We start from the raw sequence: 16,816 nt of genomic DNA, 5'->3' as shown, positions 1-16,816 counted from the left end.
GCGGCTTTCGGGCGGGACGATGTCCGGTTCGGGGCGCATTCCTTCACGCCCCAAACCGGGTCGGCACCGCCGCTCGAAGCGCAGCCCGCAGCACCGACGCCCCGCGCCCTACCCCAGCGCCGGCGTCCGCGGCGGCACAGTCCGTCGCGGGCGCAGCGCCTCGAACGCCGCGGCCATCGCCAGCAGCGCCGCGTCGTCGTACGCGCGACCCGCGAACGTCAGGCCGGATGGCATCCCGATGTCCGGCATCGTCCCGAGCGGCACCGTCACCGTCGGCACGCCGCAGTGCCGGATCGCGAGGTTGCCCGTCGCCACCCACACGCCGTTTCGCCACGCGATGTCGGCCGACGCCTCGTTCACGTCGGCGTCGGCCGGCGCCACGTCGCTGAGCGTCGGGAAGACCACGGCGGCGAAGCCGTTGGCATCCATCCACTCCTCCAGATCGCGGCGCCGGGTCTCCTCCAGACCCTCGAGCCCCTCGGCCAGATGCGGGATCTCGGTGAACGCCGACACCGGGTGGGCGCTCACGTGCGCGGGGTACGACGCGATGTCGTCGTCGAAGCCCGTGTAGCGGTCGGGCAGCGCGCCCGCGGGGTGCGGGAAGATCGCCGCGCCGTCCACCGTGGCCAGACCGGGGTGGCCGGTGCCGCGGAGGAAGTCGTCCCACGCCCACGCCGACAAGTCGACGATCTCGCGGTGCAGGAACTCCTCCGACACCAGACCTCGCGCGCGGATCGTCGGCGCACCCGGCCGGTCTCCCTCGTAGTTGCTCACGAGCGGGAAGTCGCAGTCGACCACGATCGCGCCCGCGGCTTCGAGGTCGGCGCGAGCCACGTCGAACAGCGCGCGCAGCGACGGCCGCAGCTCGATCGGCTCACCGGTCGGTCCCCCGACACCACGGGGGCCGCTGCCCACGAGCGGGTCGTCGCCGAGGAACATGCGCGGGATGCCGATGCGCTTTCCCGCCAGCGACGAGCCCGCGGCCAGAGCGGCGAACGACGGCGGTCGCACCTCCTCCACGGAGGGCAACGGCACCCACGGCTGCGCGCGCCAGAAATCGCCGCGCGTCTCGGGGTCGTCGGCGACGATCACGTCGAGCACCGCGAGCAGGTCGGCCATCGAGCGGGTGTGCGGCACGACGACGTCCATCGTCGGGACCAGCGGCCAGTTGCCGCGCACCGAGATCATGCCGCGCGACGGGGTGTACGCGCACAGGCCGTTGCAGGCCGCGGGGGCACGGCCGCTCGACCACGTCTCCTCGCCCAGACCGAAGACGCCGAACGACGCGGCCGTCGCCGTGCCCGAGCCGTTCGACGACCCCGACGCGAACGCCGACGTCAGGAAATCGGCGTTGTACGGACTCTCGGCGCGGCCGTACAGCCCGCGCTGCATGCCGCCGTTGGCCATCGGGGGCATGTTCGTGAGTCCCAGGCAGATGGCACCGGCCTCGCGCAGCCGCGCGATCGTGAACGCGTCGTCCGCCGCGACGAGGTCGGCGAACGCCGGGCTCCCGGCCGCGACGGTGAGGCCGCGCACCATGTAGCTGTCCTTGGCCGTGTACGGGATGCCGTCGAGCAGCCCACGTGCCTCCCCCGCCGCGCGGCGGGCGTCGGATGCCGCGGCCTCGGCGAGCGCGCCGGGGTTGCGCACCACGACGGCGTTGAGCTTGGTCGCGGTGTCGGGACCGTCGTACGCGTCGATGCGCGCGAGATGCGCCTCGACCAGCTCGACGGCGGTGGTGCGCCCCTCGGTAAGGGCGGCAGCGAGATCGGCGATGGATGCCTCGACGACGTCGATCATGCGGAGACCTCCGGCTGCTGCTGGGTGATGCAGTGGATGCCGCCCCCGCGCGCGAACAGCTCGCGCGCGTCGACGGTCACGACCCGGCGACCCGGGTAGACGTCTTCGAGGATGCCGCGGGCCGTGGTATCCGCTTCCTCCTCGCCGAAACCGCACGCGATCACACCACCGTTGACGACGAGGTGGTTCACGTAGCTCCAGTCGGTGTCGCCGTCGGCGTCGCGGATGGTGGCCGGTGCGGGCAGGTCGCGGATGTCGAACGGGCGGCCCGCGGCATCCGTCTGCGTCGCGAAGAACTCCCGCAGCTCGCGCGTGACCGCGTGGTCAGGGTGCGCGGCATTGCGCTGGTCGTGGAGGAGCAGGACCCCGGGGGAAGGGATCGTTGCGACGATGTCGACGTGTCCGCTGGTGCCGAAGTCCTCGTAGTCGCGGGTGAGACCCCGCGGGACCCACACCGCGTGCGTCGCGCCCAGCGTGCGGGCCATCTCGGCCTCCACCCGCTCGCGCGTCGCGTACCGATTGCGGCGCGGGTCGAGCTGGACGGTCTCGGTCAGCAGGACGGTTCCCTCACCGTCGACGTGGATGCCACCGCCCTCGTTGACGAGCAGCGACGAGACAAGCTCGGCCCCGGCGGCCTCGGCGACGATCCGGCCGTGGTGCGCGGCCTTCGCCCACACCGACCAGTCGTGATCGCCCCAGCCGTTGAAGATGAAGTCCACCGCGCCGAGGACGCCCGGGCGCTCGGGATCGACCACGAACGTCGGACCGGAGTCGCGCAGCCAGAACTCGTCGACCCCGGCCTCGATGACCTCGATCTCGCTCGACAGCATGCGGCGGGCGCGGGCGAGCTCGCGCGGGTCGACGAGCATCGTCACCGGCTCGAACTCGGCGACCGCGTGGGCGACGGCGGTCCAGGCCGCATAGCCGGCGGAGCGCTCGGCATCCGTGTCTCCGAGGGTGGGTCCCTCGCTCGGGAACGCCATCCACGTGCGGGTGTGGGGGGCCGTCTCGGACGGCATGCGCCAGGTCATGGGGTGTCCTCTCGTGCGGCGGCGAACGTCTCGCGTCCTGCCACCATGGTCATCAGGGGTCGGGCGGTGAGCAGGGATGCCGCGCCCGCGGTGAACGGGTCGGTGTCGATCACCACGAGGTCGGCGGCGAAGCCCGGCGCCAGACGTCCGCGCCAATCGGCGTCGCCGATCGAGGCGGCGGCATCCCGGGTCGCGTGTGCGATCGCGTCGGCCAACGGCAGCGCGTACTGCGGGTGCACGGCCGACACGGACGGGTCGAGGGCCGACGCCCTCGTCGCGGCGACGTACATGTTCGCCAGGGCGTCGTGCGGCGCGGTGGGGGCATCGGTCGAGAACGCCACAAGGGCGCCCGCCCTCTCGTACTCGGGCCACGGGAACGCCCGGTCCACACGCTCGTCGCCCAGCATCGCCGCCCAGTTCGCGAAGATCGCAGGGTCGGCGTGGACGGGTTGGAGGGAGGCCGTCACCCCCAGCCGTGCCATGCGCTCGGCCGTGCCGGGAGCGGCGTACTCGAGGTGCTCGAGGCGGTGCCGGCGGGGGATGTCGCCGTTGGCCGCGATCGCGCGTTCGATCGCGGTGAGCGCGGCATCGCTCGCGGCGTCGCCGATGGCGTGCATCGCGATCTGCAGGCCCGCGGCGTCGGCGGCGGCCACCACCGGCGCGAGATCACGCAGCGGCCAGATCGGCTCGGCGTTCGAGCCGTCGGCGTACGGCGCGCCCATCGCCGCGGTGCACGCGTCGATCGTGCCGTCGAGGATGAGCTTGATGCCGATGACCCGCAGCCACGGCGACGCGGGGCGTCGGGCGAGCTCGACCACGCGGTCGAGCTGCGCGAGGTTGCGGCTGAGGTCGCCGGTGTTCTCGACCAGCCAGTGCGCCGACACCCGCACCGGCAGGCGCCCGCCGTGACGTTCGACGGCCCGCTCGATCGCGGCGAGCGCATGTTCGTTGAACGCCATGTCGACGACGCCGGTGACGCCGGCGCGGGAGTAGGCGTCGAGCATCCGCTCGACCGCCTCGTCGCGCTCGGCATCCGTCGTCGCCGCGTCGCGGCGTCCCCACGCGTACTGCACGGCGGCGGTCTCGAACAGCATCCCGTTCGGCTCGCCGTCGGCGTCGCGGCCGATCGCCCCACCGAGCGGATCGGGGGTGTCGCGCGTGATGCCGAGCTCGGCGAGCGCGGCGGTGTTCACCCAGCAGGAGTGGTAGTCGTTGGCATCCAGGTACACCGGCACGTCGGACACCACGGCGTCGATCATCGCCGCGGTCGGCGCGCCGCCCGGCACCGAATCGAACAGCCACCCGCGACCCCGCAGCACCACGGCGTCGGGATCGGCGGCGCGGGCTTCGCGGAGCAGCTCCCGGATGTCGTCGAGCGTGCGCGCGTCGGTGAGCGCGACCTGGCCGAGGGCCTGGCCCATCATGATCAGGTGCGTGTGCGCGTCGGTGAATCCGGGCAGCACCAGGGCTCCGTCCAGGTCGACGACCTCGCCCCCGCGCGCCTCGGCGGCGTCACCGATCGCGACGACGGTCTCGTCCTCGATCGCGAGGGAATGCGTCCACTGCCGGGCCAGATCGGTGGCGGCGGTGAAGATCCGGCCGTTGCGGAAGACCGTCCGTGTCATGCCGAGGCCCCCTCGTTCGGGCGCTCTTGCGCCGCGTCGCGCTCGAGCCGCCGCGACACCAGCCCGATGACGCCCGCCGGGACGGCCAGCACAAAGCTCGCGATCGCCAGCGTCACCGTGAAGCCGCCGTAGCCGAGACCCGACACGAGGTTCGCGCCGATGACCGGAGTCAGCGCCGAACCGACCAGGTAGGTCGCCAGAAGGGGACCCGACCAGCGGCCGTCCGCGTCGAGCGCCGCCGACGTCGCGATGAAGAAGGCGAAAGCGAGCGCGTAGACGGTGTTCCACAGGACGAAGACCACGACGAAGGCGGTCGGGTCGGTGATCGTGCCCTGGACGATCTTCAGGATGCCGCCGAGCACCAGGAGGACGAAGAGCGGGATGCCACGACCCAGGCGATCACCGACGATCATGAGCCCGATCGAGGCGAGGAGACCGCCGGCGGTGGCGCCGGACAGCGCGACGCCCAGTCCTTCGGGGGCGAGACCCGTCCGGTCGGCTCCCATGACCCCGACCATCGCCCACAGCGAGTCCTCGCTCGCCGCCCACAGCGCGAACACGAGAAGCAGCGTGAACCCGGCGACGGTGACCACGCGCGACGGTCGCGCGGCCGCGCGGAGCGTTCCGGTGGGCGGGATCTCCAGCGGAACGGCGGCACCGGCGGCGGCGGCCGCGTGCACGGGGGCGGCGGGCGCACCCGGCAGCCATGTCGCCAGCACGAGCGCGACGAGGCAGAACACCGCCATCGAGCCGAAGACGTCGATCGGGGCGAGGCCGATGAGCGGCACCACCGCGAGCACGATCGTGACGATGCCGCGATTGGCGAGGCCGTAGAAGCCCGCGACCCGGTCGGGGTTGCGGAACGCGGCGATCGCCGCCCCGGACGTCGCGACCGCCCCGCCCGCGCCGACCCCGCCGAGCAGCAGGCCGGGGAGCAGCAGCACCGGAGCCACCGCGGCCAGGCCGAAGCCGACGACGGCGAGGCCGAGCCCGACGCGGGCCACGGCACGGCGCGAGCGACCGGCGCACAGCGGAGCGACCGCGAGCCCCGTCAGGGCGGTGAGGAGGAGGGCACCGGTGACGAGCCAGCTGGCGGTGAGCACGTCGGCGCCGAGGCCCTGCTGCACGGCGAGGATCAGGTACGGCGACAGGTTGACCCCGAGGTAGCCGGCGACACCGACGACGAAGGTGGCACCGGCGGTGGGCAGGCGGAGGGGGACGCGGGTTGCACCGACGACGGTGACCGTCGCGCTGTCACGGGTGGTGGAGGACACGAGAACCTTTCGGGGTGCCGGCGGACCGGCGGACAGGGTGGGTCCCGGGAGGATCGTCGTCGATCGCACCGGAGGGACCGAGGCTACGGACCGGGTGTTTCGGTTCGTTCGCCCGTCGTGTTTCCAGATTATTAAACGTTTAAGTAGGCGCTCGCGCAAGCCCCGCCCGGGGGTTCGGGTAGCGTCGGCTCCCGTGACGCCCCGCAAACCGACACTGCACGACGTGGCCGCCGCGGCCGGCGTGTCGATCGCGGCCGTGTCGTTCGCGCTGCGCGACAAGCCGGGCGTCTCACCGGAGACGAAGGAACGCGTGCTCGCCGTCGCGCGCGAGCTCGGCTACACCGTCAACCTCCCCGCCCGCAGCCTCCGCACCGCCCGGTACGGCGCGATCGGCCTCTACCTCCCACCGGGAACGACGCGCCTGCCCTACTACACCGAGTTCGCGTTCGGAGCGGTGGATGCCGCCGACCGCCTCGGACTCTCCGTCATCCTGCTGCCGCACCGCGACCCCGCCGACGCCTCCCCGCCCACCGCGTCCGTCGACGGCTACGTCGTCGTGGACGCCACGACGGAGGATGCCGGCATCCGGGGCATCCTCGACACGGGACGTCCGGTCGTGAGCGGCGAGCACGTGGTGGGCGCGGACGAGCGGGTCAGCGGAAGCGTGGTGTACGACCACATCTCCGCGACCACGCGGCTGCTCGACCACTTCGCCGCCGCCGGCGCGCGCCGCATCGCCGCGGTGCTGCCCCCGGACGGCGCCGCGTGGAGCGAGGAGGTCGCCCGCGGCTACGCCGACTGGATCGCCCGGCACGACGGCGTCGCGATCACGCGGCGAATCCCCTTCGTCCCCCGCCCCGACGACGTCACCGCGGCCGTCGACGACGTGCTCGCGAACGAGGACGTCGACGCGCTCGTCGTCTTCCCGAGCGGATCGGCCGCGCCCGCCCTGGCCTCCGCCGCGCGTGCCGGACGCCGCGTCGGCGACGACCTGCTGCTCGCCGCCTACGTCGACGAGCCGTCGCACGCGCTGCTCACCCCCACCGTGACCTCGTTCGACCTGGAACCGCGCGACGTCGGCGCCGCCTGCGTGGCCCTGCTCGTCGAGGCCGGGGATGCCGACGGCCCCGCCGACCGCGTCCGGATCACACAGCCACGACTCGTCGTGCGCGGCAGCTCGGCGCGGGAGCGCTGAACTCGGGCGGCGCGGGGTATCCCGGCATCCCGCCCCGGATCGCCGGGACTGCCTGCCCCCGCCATGACTGCCTGGCTCCCGCCGTGGATGCAGTCTCGCGGTTCCGGCACCCACCCACCCGGCACCCCACCCACCCGGCGCCCCCGCCCACCGCGGGAAACGCAGCCGCAATCCCGCGCGACCTAGAGTGAACACCGTGCAGGTGAGGTTCTTCGGCGGCCTCTCCGTGTCGTCGGGCGCGGACGAGGGAGCGATCCCCGGACGCGGGCAGCAGGCGCTGCTGCTGCGTCTCGCCGTCGACGCCGGGACCACCGTCGGATACCGCGCCCTCGCCGACGACGTCTGGCCGACCGACGCCCCGGACGACCCGCGCGCCGCCCTGCAGTCTCTCGCCTCGCGGCTGCGTCGGGCGCTCCCCGACGGGGTGCTGACGTCGGTCCCCGGCGGCTACCGGCTCGACCTCTCGCGCGACGCCGTCGACATCACCCGGTTCCAAGACCTCGTCGTCGCCGCGCGCCGGGACGGTGACGTGGCCCTCGCGCGGGAGGCCCTCGCCCTCTGGACGGGCGACCCGTGGACGCCGCACGACGGCTTCGACTGGCTCGTGCGCGACCTGTGGCAGGACCGCGGGCACGCGGAGCGCCTCGCGACGGCTCCCCCGCCGGCCCCCGAAGCGCCGAGGTTCCCCGCCGCCATAGCGGGGCTCGTCGGACGCACCGCCGAGCTGGACGCCATCCGCGATCGATTGGACACCGACCGGCTCGTCACCGTCATCGGACCGGGCGGCGCCGGCAAGACCACCCTCGCCCTCGAGACCGTGCGCACCGCCCGCGACGCCCTGATCGTCGAGCTCGCGCCCGCTGCCGCCGGTGAGGTCTGGTCGGCCCTGTCGGGTGCGGTGGGGCACGGCATCCGTCTGAACGAAACCGCCGCGACCGTGCCGCTGACCCCGCGCGAGCGCGTCCTCGACGCCGTCGCCGGGCGCGACGTCGTCGTGCTGCTGGACAACTGCGAGCATGTGATCCGCGAAGCCGCCGAGGTCGCCCAGGCGCTGCTCCTGAGCACACCGGGTCTGCGGATCCTCGCGACCAGCCGCGAACCGCTGGGAATCGTCGGAGAGGCCTTCGTCGACCTGGGCCCCCTCCCCGCCCTCGACGCCGACGAACTGTTCGCGCGGCGGGTGCGCTCGGCGCGCGGAAAACCCCCGTCGCCCGAGGAGCGCGACACCGCCGCGCGGATCGTCCGACGTCTCGACGGACTGCCTCTCGCGATTGAGCTCGCCGCCGCGCGCGCACGGACGCTCACCCTCGCCGAGATCGACAGCGGACTCGCCGACCGCTTCGCCCTGCTCTCGCACGGCCCGCGCTTGAGCCCCGACCGGCACCGCACCCTGCGGGCGCTCATCGACTGGAGCTGGGACACCCTCACCGAACCCGAACGGGTCGCGTTGCGCGTGGCATCCGTCTTCCCCGACGGCGTCGGGACCGATGACGCGGGAGCCGTCGCGGAGACCTTCGAGGTGGATGCCACGGTGTTCGACGCCCTCGTCGATCGCTCGCTGCTCGTGCGACGCGAGAGTCGGTACCGCCTGCTCGAAACGGTGCGCGAGTACGGGCTCGACCGGCTGCGCACCGAGGGAGACGAGGCCGGATTCCGCGAGCGCGCAGCGGACGTCCTGACCGAGCTCGCCACCGCGCGCGAGAGCACGATGCGGGGACCAGGGCTCCGGACCGGTCTCGCCTGGTTCGACGCCAACGAGGAGAACCTCTCCTCCGCGCTGCGGACACGTGCCGCCGGCGCCGACCGGCGCGCCGGTCGGCGTCTGCTGCGCGCCCTGCTCTGGGCGTGGGCCGTGCGAGAGCGCGTGGATGAGTTGCGTCCCGCACTCACGACCTTCGCCGACCCGGACGCGCCGCTCGACGACGAAGCGAGCGTCGTGATCGAGGCGCTGGCCCTGTTCTCGTCCTCGTTCCCGGAACGCGGTGCCGCGCCCCGGACCGATCCGGCGACCTTTGCCGCTCGACGACGGACGATCGAGGAGGCTGCACACCGGCATCCCTCCGAGATCACCGTCCTGGCCGGCCCCCTCCTGCGCCTCGCCGCGACCGTGATGGCGGCCGCGGAAGAGGGGTACGAGCGCGCGTGGCACGTCGACGTCGCCGACGACGAGATCGACACCGCCCCGCTGTGGTCGCGCGCGACGCTGCACATGCTGCGCGCCGGCGCCGCGGTCAACGGCGGCGACACCGCCACCCTCGGCGTCGAGAGCGAACGGGCGCTCCGCATGTTCACCGAGGCCGGAGACCCCTGGGGGATCGGCATCGCCAGCCAGCTCTGGGCCGAGTGGCTCATGCTGTCCGGGCGACTCGACGAGGCGCTCGAGGTCACCGACGGGGCGCTCGAGGTCGTGCGGGGCCTCACCTCCGTGTCGGACCTGCTGCAGCAGCGGTCCCAAGCCGTCGGCATCCTCCTCCGCCTCGACCGACTCCCGGAAGCTCGGGCGCGCGCGATCGACATGGAGGAGATCGCCGCCGCCGACGGGTCGGCGCGCGCGCTCTCGCAGGCGCGGATGGCGACGACGCAGGTCGACCTCGCCGCCGGCGACGGCGCCACCGCTCTGCGTCACGCCGACGAGATCGCCCTCGAACCGGGGTTCCCGGAGCAGATCGCCGCGTGGGTGCACGCGCTGCGCGCTGGTGCGCTGCTGCTGCAGGAGCGTCCGGAGGAGGCTCGCGCGGCGCTCCGGGACGCCGTGCCGCTGGCGGTGCGCTCGCGCGACCACCCCGTCGTCGCGTCCATCCTGGTCCACGTCGCCGGGTGGAACGCCGTCGCGGGCCGGCCCCGCGTCGCCCGCGAGGCGCTCGCCCGCGCCGAGGCTGTGCGCGGAGCCGCCGATGCACGCGACCCCTTCCGGCGCTGGGTGGACGAACGCCTCGGCGCGGACACCGGGGAGGTCCCGGCATCCGCGGCCGGCATCCCCCTCGGAGAAGTGGATGCCACCGTGCTCGCGGCCCTGCTCGACTAAGGCGCGCAGCGGGGCTCGACCGGGGTCACAACCATTTCTTGCGCTTGAAGACGACGTACAGGGCGATGCCGCCGACGACCATGCCCAGCAGCGCCGCGGGATACCCGAGGGGCCAATCCAGCTCGGGCATGTAGGTGAAGTTCATGCCGTAGATCGTTCCGATGAGCGTCGGGGCGAAGAGGATCGCGGCCCACGAGGAGATCTTCTTGATCTCCTCGTTCTGCGCGAGTCCGGTCTCGGAGAGTCGCCGGGTCTCTTCGTTCTGGGCGAGGCTCGCCTCCGAGAGCCGCCTCATCTCATCGTTCTGCTGCTGGGTGACCAGGGTCGAATGGACCGTCAGCGCGTTCTCGAGAAGGGAGCGGAATCCGTCCGCCCGCTCCGTGATGCGGATGACATGGTCCAGGACGTCGCGCAACGAGCGCTGCAGTTCGATGTCGACGCCGTACTTGTCCGCTCCCCGCTGCAGGGCATCGAGCATGTCCCGCAGCGGAAGGGTCGCCCGCTGGAACGAGATCACCTCGCCGAGCAGTTCGTAGATCCGTCGCGACACCTCCGGATCACCGGCGAAGAGCTGGTCCTCGATCTCGTCGATGTCGTTCTCGAGGCCGGCGGTCACGGGCGCGTACCCGTCGACGACTTCGTCCAGGACGGCGTAGAGGACCGCCTCGGGCCCGCACGCCAGGAGCTCGGGCGTGGACTCCAGCCGCGCCCGAACCCGCCCGAGGTTCGGGTTCTCCGCGTGACGGACGGTCACGACGAACCGCGGCCCGATGAAGAGATGGACCTCACCGAACTCCACCACCTCGCGGTCATCGATGTAGCGGGCGGGGCGGAGAACCACGAACAAGGTGTCGCCGAAACGCTCGAGCTTGGCGCGCTGGTGCCCCTTGAGCGCGTCTTCCACGGCGAGGGGATGCAGATCGAACTCGCGGGCCACGGCATGGACTTCCTCGGCATCCGGTCTGTACAACCCGATCCAGGCCATCCCTCGGCGTTCGTGCAACAGCTCGAACGTCTCGTCCAGGGTGGTGGGGTTGCCGGTGCGCCGTCCGCCGACGTAGATCGCGTTGTCGACAAGTGCCATGTTTCCTCCGTCGATATCGACGAAGACGGACTGCGGGCATTCCGGTGACACGTGCGTATCACCGGGCGTCGTGATGCACCTCGACCGTGGCCCGGCCTCACCCGAGGCGGAGCGGACCGGAGCGGAACGAGGAGCAACAACTGTCACTGTCCACAGTCGCCTCCGTCCTCTCCGTGTCACCGGGCCGGGTGGCCCTCCGGAACCTTACACGGGTGCGGGGGCGGTCCCGTCCGATCCTTACGACATCCTCACGACGCGACGACCGCGGGGGCGCACCGAGTGCGTCCCCGCGGTCGATCATCGGATCGGATCACGCCTTCCGCATGTAAGCGCGGACCGTCAGCGGCGCGAACACCGCCACGATGACGGCCGCCCCGACGAGGGAGATGATCGCGTCCGACCCGACCGTGCCCGCGTTGACGAGATCACGGACCGCCGTGACGATGTGCGAGACCGGGTTGATGTCGACGAACCACTGCAGCCACGAGGGCATGGTGTTCGCGGGCACGAAGGCGTTCGACAGGAACGTCAACGGGAACAGGATGAGCATCGAGACGCCCTGCACGCTCGACGCGGTCCGGGCGATCACGCCGAAGAACGCGAAGATCCAGCTGATCGCCCACGAGCACACGATCACGAGCAGCCCCGCGAGCACGACCGCACCGAGGCCGCCCTCGGGCCGGAAGCCCATGATGAAGCCCATCGTGAAGGTCAGCGTCGTCGCGATCGCGTACCGCACGGTGTCGGCCAGGAGCGCCCCCGACAGCGGCGCGATGCGCGCGATCGGCAGCGACCGGAACCGGTCGAACACCCCCTTGTCCATGTCCTCGCGCAGCTGCACACCGGTGACGACCGAAGTCGTGATCACGGTCTGCACCAGGATGCCGGGGATGATGATCGGCAGATAGCTGGCGACATCGCCGGCGATCGCGCCGCCGAAGATGTACGTGAACATCAGGGTGAAGAGGATCGGCTGCACCGTGACGTCGATGAGCTGCTCGGGCGTGCGGCGGATCTTCAACAGACCGCGCCAGGCCATCGTCAGGGTGTTGCGGAACGTCTGACCGAGTCCCGCGGTGCGAGGCAGGTCGCGGGGAACGGTGATCGCGGTCATGCGCGGACTCCTTCCAGATCGGCGGCGCTCTCGCGCGCGGCGTCGTCGTCGGCCGGCACTCCGCTGCCGGTGAGGGTGAGGAACACCTCGTCGAGGGTGGGCTGCTGCACGCTGAACTCGCTCAGGTGCACACCCGCGGCGCGGAACGCCACCAGCAGATCGGTGACCTCGTCGGGGTCGGACATCGGCACCGTGAGGCGCGCCGCCTCCGGAGACACGATGGCCGTGGCATCCAGGACTCTTCCGATCGTCGCGCGGGCGACCTCGAGGTCGGAGCCCGGCTGCAGGCGCAGCACGAGCGACGCCTGACCGACGGATGCCTTGAGCTCGAGCGCCGTGCCCTCGGCGACGACACGCCCGCGGTCGATCACCGCGATGCGGTCGGCGAGCTGATCGGCCTCGTCGAGGTACTGCGTGGTGAGCACGACCGTGGAGCCGGTCGCGACCAGGCGGCGGATCGTGTCCCACATCTGGCCGCGGGTACGGGGGTCGAGGCCCGTGGTCGGCTCGTCGAGGAAGATGAGCGGCGGTTGGGCGATGAGGGATGCCGCGAGGTCGAGGCGACGGCGCATGCCGCCGGAGAACTTCGCGAGCGGCCGGGAAGCGGCTTCGGTCAGACCGAACTCCTCGAGGAGCTCGGTGGACTTGCGGCGGGCATCGGCCCTCGAGAGCCCGAGCAGGCGCGCGAAGATGATGAGGTTCTCGGTGGCCGAGAGCTTCTCGTCGACCGAGGCGAACTGCCCGGTGAGGCCGATGAGCTGCCGCACGATGTGCGCGTCCTTCACGACGTCGTGGCCGAAGATCTCGGCCCGCCCGCCGTCGGGACGCAGCAGCGTCGTCAGCATGCTGATCGTGGTGGTCTTGCCGGCACCGTTGGGGCCGAGAACGCCGTAGACGGTCCCGGCTTCGACGACGAGATCGACGCCGTCGACGGCCCTGTTCGAGCCGAACGTCTTGACGAGCCCTTCGGCTCGCACCGCGGGAACGCGGGTGGATGAGGTGGTCATGACGACAGGATGCGCCGGGCGCCCTGTCGTGCCGCTGTCACGAGGGCAGTGGCGCTGTCATGGTGCTGTCATGGGTGGGGTGGGGGCTGGTCGCAGGTGGCCCCGGGGCGACAGAGGTGGCCCCGGGGCCACCTGCGTGCGCGCGCGGCGACCCCGGAAACCGCGCGTGCCGCGGCGCGCGGCGACCCCGGAAACCGCGCGTGCCGCGGCGTCCGGGGTCGCTGCAGACCGGTCAGGCGCCGCGCAGGCGCTCGGAAAGGTAGGCGTGCAGGCCGTCGAGAGGGATGCGCTCCTGGCCCATCGTGTCGCGGTCGCGGACGGTCACGGCGTTGTCGTCGAGCGAGTCGAAGTCGATCGTGACGCAGTAGGGCGTGCCGATCTCGTCCTGGCGGCGGTAACGGCGGCCGATCGCGCCGGCGTCGTCGAAGTCGATGTTCCAGCCGGCCGCGCGCAGCGTGTCGGCGACCTCGCGGGCGAGCGGCGACAGACGCTCGTTGCGCGACAGCGGGAGAACGGCGGCCTTCACGGGCGCGAGGCGCGGGTCGAGCTTCAGGACCGTGCGGGTGTCGGTGCCGCCCTTGGCGTTGGGCACGTCCTCCTCGCGGTACGCGTCGACGAGGAACGCCATCATCGCGCGCGTCAGACCGAACGAGGGCTCGATCACGTACGGGGTGTACTTCTCACCCGAGGCCTGGTCGAAGTACGTCAGGCTCGAGCCCGAGGCATCCGAGTGGCTCTTCAGGTCGTAGTCGGTGCGGTTGGCGACGCCCATGAGCTCGCCCCACTCCTTGCCCGGGAAGCCGAAGCGGTACTCGACGTCGATCGTCCCGGCGGAGTAGTGCGCGCGGTCGTCTTCGGGGACGTCGAATCGCTTCATGTTGACGGGGTCGATGCCGAGGTCGACGAACCAGTTCCAGCACGCTTCGACCCAGTGCTCGAACCACTCCTGCGCCTCGGCCGGAGGCGTGAAGTACTCGATCTCCATCTGCTCGAACTCGCGCGTGCGGAAGATGAAGTTTCCGGGGGTGATCTCGTTGCGGAACGCCTTGCCCACCTGGCCGACGCCGAACGGGGGCTTGCGACGGGATGCCGTGAGCACGTTCGAGAAGTTGACGAAGATGCCCTGCGCGGTCTCGGGGCGCAGGAAGTACAGGCCCGACTCGTCGTCGACGACGCCGAGATACGTCTTGACCAGGCCGGAGAACGCCTTCGGCTCGGTGTACTGACCCTTGGTGCCGCAGTTGGGGCACGGGATGTCGGCGAGGCCGTTCTCGGCCTTGCGGCCCTTGCGCGCCTCGAAGTCCTCGATGAGGTTGTCAGCACGGAAGCGCTTGTGGCAGTGCAGGCACTCCACGAGCGGGTCGGTGAAGGTCGCGACGTGCCCCGACGCCTCCCACACGCGCTTGGGCAGGATGATGCTGGAATCCAGCCCCACCATGTCGCCGCGGCCGCGGACGAACGTCTGCCACCACTGGCGACGGATGTTCTCCTTCAGCTCGGTTCCGAGGGGGCCGTAGTCCCACGCCGACCGCGAGCCGCCGTAGATCTCACCGGCCTGGAACACGAACCCGCGGTGGCGGGCGAGCGAGATGACCTTGTCGAGGCGGGACTGTTCGGCCACGGTGGCTCCAATGGTCGGGAAAGCTGTGGGTGCGAGCGCGAGTGCGCGGCATCCAGTTTATCGAAGCGGACCGGCCTCACCCTGACCGCCCGACATCGCCCTGTCGCGCTCGGTGCGCCAGTTCTCGAGGTACGGCATGGCGACATTCGCGGCGTGCGCGGCGACGGTCGCGCGAGCAGCCTCCGCGAGGGCTCCGGGGGTCGCGGCGTCCGCGGCGGGCGTGTGCGCGATCGGGTACGGGAAGCGGTTGCGGAACATGTCCATCCACAGCAGCACCAGGTCGTCGCGATGGGCCAGCGTCGCGGTCTCGACCGCACCGCGTTCGTGCCGACGGATCTGCCATCCCCCGCGCGTCTCGGTCGCCGCGTAGTCGGGGTCGCCGCCCCATGCCCAGCGGCCACGACCGCCGGTGGGCGTTCCGTAGGCCCCACCGTTCAGCGCGAGGGCGAGGGCCTCCGGCGTCCACGGCGCCGGGAAGAACGTCGACAGGCTCGCACCGAGCGCGAGCGGCGACAGGACCGACGACGTCTCGGCACCGCGCCGAGGCAGCTCCGCGTCGAGCGCGGCGGCGAGCGCGATGGTCGTCGCGGCGGGTCCGGTCCCGTCGAGGAGCAGGACGAACGTCTGCAGCGACCGCACGTACGACCGGTGGGCCGCGGCATCCGCGAAGGGCGGCAAGGGGATGCCGGCGACGGGCGGACGCCCCCACGGGACGTCGCGGCCGGACGTCTCGTTCATCGCGTGATCCGCTCGCGGTGCACGGTGAAGGCGTCGAGGGCCGTCTCGTCGACCTCGACGCCGAGGCCCGGGCCGGTGGGCACCCACACGTGGCCGTCCTCGATCACCGCGGGCGCTGTCACGATGTCGCGGTCGTAGAAACGGGCGGATGCCGAGATGTCGCCGGGCAGCAGGAACCCTGGGAGGGCCGCGAGCGCCGCGTTGGCGGCCCGCCCGATGCCCGTCTCGAGCATGCCGCCGCACCACACGGGGATCCCGGCCGCCCGGCACCGGTCGTGGATCGCCCGGGCCTCGAGATAGCCGCCGACCCGGCCGGCCTTGATGTTGATGATCGCCGCGGCACCGAGCTGCAGGGCATCGGCCGCGGCCTTGTCGGACACGATCGACTCGTCCAGGCACACCGGCGTCGTGAGTCGTCGGGCGAGCGTCGCGTGGTCGACGAGGTCGTCCTCCTGCAGCGGCTGCTCGATGAGGAGGAGGTCGAAGGCGTCGAGCCCCTGGAGCGTGTCGGCATCCGCGAGGGTGTAGGCGGAGTTGGCATCCACTTGAAGAGGGATGCCACCGAAAGCCGCCCGCACGGCGGCGGTGTCGTCGATGTCGCGCCCCGGCTTGATCTTGATCTTGATGCGGACGTAGCCCTCGTCGAGGTAGCCGCCGACGGTGTCGACGAGGGCGGCGGGATCGCGCTGGATCCCCACCGAGACGCCCGAGGGCACGCGATCCTTCTCGGCGCCGAGGTACTGCCCGAAGCTGCGACCGTCGGCGCGGAGCGCGGCGTCGATCACGGCGAGCTCGAGACCGGCCTTGGCCATGCGATGCCCGACGACCGGGGCCAGGATGCCGGCGACCTCCTCGGGCGCGACCGCGCGGCGTTCGAGGAGGGCCGGCGCGAGGAAGCGGGTGAGGACGTCCCACGCGCCCTGCGTGTACTCGCTGGAGTAGAACGGCTCGGCCTGCGTCACCACCTCGCCCCACCCGGCACCGTCGGAGGTTTCGGCGGTGACGACGATGACCTCGCGCACCGTCTCGGTGCCGAACGACGTCGTGAACGGCGAGACGAGCGGGATCTGCAGGACGCGGAGCTCGACGGCATCCAGGGTCACGGGGGCGGCGGGGGTGCGGGGCGGCATGACGGCAGGGTATCCGGCGGCGTCCCCGGCGCGCGCCCGCGGCGTGCCCGGCGTGCGCCCGCGGCGTGCCCGGCGTGCGCCCGCGGCGTGCCGAACTCCGGAGAATCCGACGTTCGGGCCGCACCTCGGTCCTCCAGCGCCCCGATCACGCGCGTTTCTCCGGAGTTCGGCA

General features: G+C 72.1%; 12 protein-coding genes. 2 read left to right on the top strand and 10 right to left on the bottom strand.

Translation table 11 applies throughout. From position 1 onward, the window contains the following. Positions 1-108: 108 nt before the first annotated feature. From BW982_RS11405 to BW982_RS11390, 4 genes are read right to left on the bottom strand one after another with little or no spacing between them, the layout of a single operon-like run. A complete protein-coding gene (locus BW982_RS11405) occupies positions 109-1,800 on the bottom strand; it encodes an amidase (RefSeq protein WP_076493253.1) in 1,692 nt (563 codons plus the stop codon). Beyond that, positions 1,797-2,831 carry an agmatine deiminase family protein gene (locus BW982_RS11400; RefSeq protein WP_076493251.1) on the bottom strand — a complete coding sequence of 345 codons (1,035 nt, stop codon included), beginning with the start codon at positions 2,829-2,831 and terminating at the stop codon, positions 1,797-1,799. The genes BW982_RS11405 and BW982_RS11400 overlap by 4 nt, the downstream gene beginning before the upstream one ends. After that, positions 2,828-4,456, bottom strand: coding sequence for an amidohydrolase (locus BW982_RS11395; protein WP_076493249.1), 1,629 nt, complete (start codon positions 4,454-4,456; stop codon positions 2,828-2,830). The genes BW982_RS11400 and BW982_RS11395 overlap by 4 nt, the downstream gene beginning before the upstream one ends. Further along, positions 4,453-5,730, bottom strand: a complete 1,278-nt coding sequence (locus BW982_RS11390; protein WP_076493720.1) for an MFS transporter — start codon at positions 5,728-5,730, stop codon at positions 4,453-4,455. Before BW982_RS11390 ends, BW982_RS11395 begins: the two co-directional genes overlap by 4 nt. A 193-nt stretch (positions 5,731-5,923) precedes the next feature. On the opposite strand from BW982_RS11390, the gene BW982_RS11385 reads away from it, so the two are divergent. Continuing rightward, positions 5,924-6,925, top strand: coding sequence for a substrate-binding domain-containing protein (locus tag BW982_RS11385; protein WP_076493247.1), 1,002 nt, complete (start codon positions 5,924-5,926; stop codon positions 6,923-6,925). A gap of 196 nt (positions 6,926-7,121) precedes the next feature. After that, the gene (locus BW982_RS11380; RefSeq protein ID WP_076493719.1) at positions 7,122-9,950 is read left to right on the top strand and encodes an ATP-binding protein; all 2,829 of its coding nucleotides are present in this window, start codon (positions 7,122-7,124) and stop codon (positions 9,948-9,950) included. 25 nt (positions 9,951-9,975) lie between these two features. On the opposite strand, the gene BW982_RS11375 is transcribed toward BW982_RS11380, so the two are convergent. The 6 genes from BW982_RS11375 to menC form a co-directional block, all read right to left on the bottom strand. Beyond that, the gene (locus BW982_RS11375) at positions 9,976-11,034 is read right to left on the bottom strand and encodes a magnesium and cobalt transport protein CorA (protein ID WP_076493246.1); all 1,059 of its coding nucleotides are present in this window, start codon (positions 11,032-11,034) and stop codon (positions 9,976-9,978) included. 310 nt (positions 11,035-11,344) lie between these two features. Continuing rightward, positions 11,345-12,148, bottom strand: a complete 804-nt coding sequence (locus tag BW982_RS11370) for an ABC transporter permease (RefSeq protein ID WP_076493244.1) — start codon at positions 12,146-12,148, stop codon at positions 11,345-11,347. Next, entirely contained in the window at positions 12,145-13,155 is a 1,011-nt protein-coding gene (locus tag BW982_RS11365; protein ID WP_076493243.1) for an ATP-binding cassette domain-containing protein, read from the bottom strand. Before BW982_RS11365 ends, BW982_RS11370 begins: the two co-directional genes overlap by 4 nt. Positions 13,156-13,387: 232 nt before the next feature. After that, positions 13,388-14,776, bottom strand: a complete 1,389-nt coding sequence (locus BW982_RS11360; protein ID WP_076493241.1) for a glycine--tRNA ligase — start codon at positions 14,774-14,776, stop codon at positions 13,388-13,390. A gap of 57 nt (positions 14,777-14,833) precedes the next feature. After that, positions 14,834-15,514 carry a hypothetical protein gene (locus BW982_RS11355; RefSeq protein ID WP_076493239.1) on the bottom strand — a complete coding sequence of 227 codons (681 nt, stop codon included), beginning with the start codon at positions 15,512-15,514 and terminating at the stop codon, positions 14,834-14,836. Next, the gene (gene menC, locus BW982_RS11350) at positions 15,511-16,644 is read right to left on the bottom strand and encodes an o-succinylbenzoate synthase (RefSeq protein WP_076493238.1); all 1,134 of its coding nucleotides are present in this window, start codon (positions 16,642-16,644) and stop codon (positions 15,511-15,513) included. Before menC ends, BW982_RS11355 begins: the two co-directional genes overlap by 4 nt. Positions 16,645-16,816: the final 172 nt, after the last annotated feature.

Source organism: Microbacterium sp. RURRCA19A, from assembly GCF_900156455.1.
Classification (GTDB): domain Bacteria; phylum Actinomycetota; class Actinomycetes; order Actinomycetales; family Microbacteriaceae; genus Microbacterium.
The sequence above is the reverse complement of the archived record's forward strand: the minus strand, read 5'-3'. Positions and strand labels throughout refer to the sequence as shown.

Bases quoted from the DNA above. Each gene is read 5' to 3' on its own strand.
- BW982_RS11365 (WP_076493243.1), bottom strand. From the start codon at position 13,155: ATGACCACCTCATCCACCCGCGTTCCCGCGGTGCGAGCCGAAGGGCTC.
- BW982_RS11355 (WP_076493239.1), bottom strand. From the start codon at position 15,514: ATGAACGAGACGTCCGGCCGCGACGTCCCGTGGGGGCGTCCGCCCGTC.
- BW982_RS11400 (WP_076493251.1), bottom strand. From the start codon at position 2,831: ATGACCTGGCGCATGCCGTCCGAGACGGCCCCCCACACCCGCACGTGG.
- BW982_RS11375 (WP_076493246.1), bottom strand. From the start codon at position 11,034: ATGGCACTTGTCGACAACGCGATCTACGTCGGCGGACGGCGCACCGGC.
- BW982_RS11405 (WP_076493253.1), bottom strand. From the start codon at position 1,800: ATGATCGACGTCGTCGAGGCATCCATCGCCGATCTCGCTGCCGCCCTT.
- BW982_RS11370 (WP_076493244.1), bottom strand. From the start codon at position 12,148: ATGACCGCGATCACCGTTCCCCGCGACCTGCCTCGCACCGCGGGACTC.
- BW982_RS11395 (WP_076493249.1), bottom strand. From the start codon at position 4,456: ATGACACGGACGGTCTTCCGCAACGGCCGGATCTTCACCGCCGCCACC.
- menC (WP_076493238.1), bottom strand. From the start codon at position 16,644: ATGCCGCCCCGCACCCCCGCCGCCCCCGTGACCCTGGATGCCGTCGAG.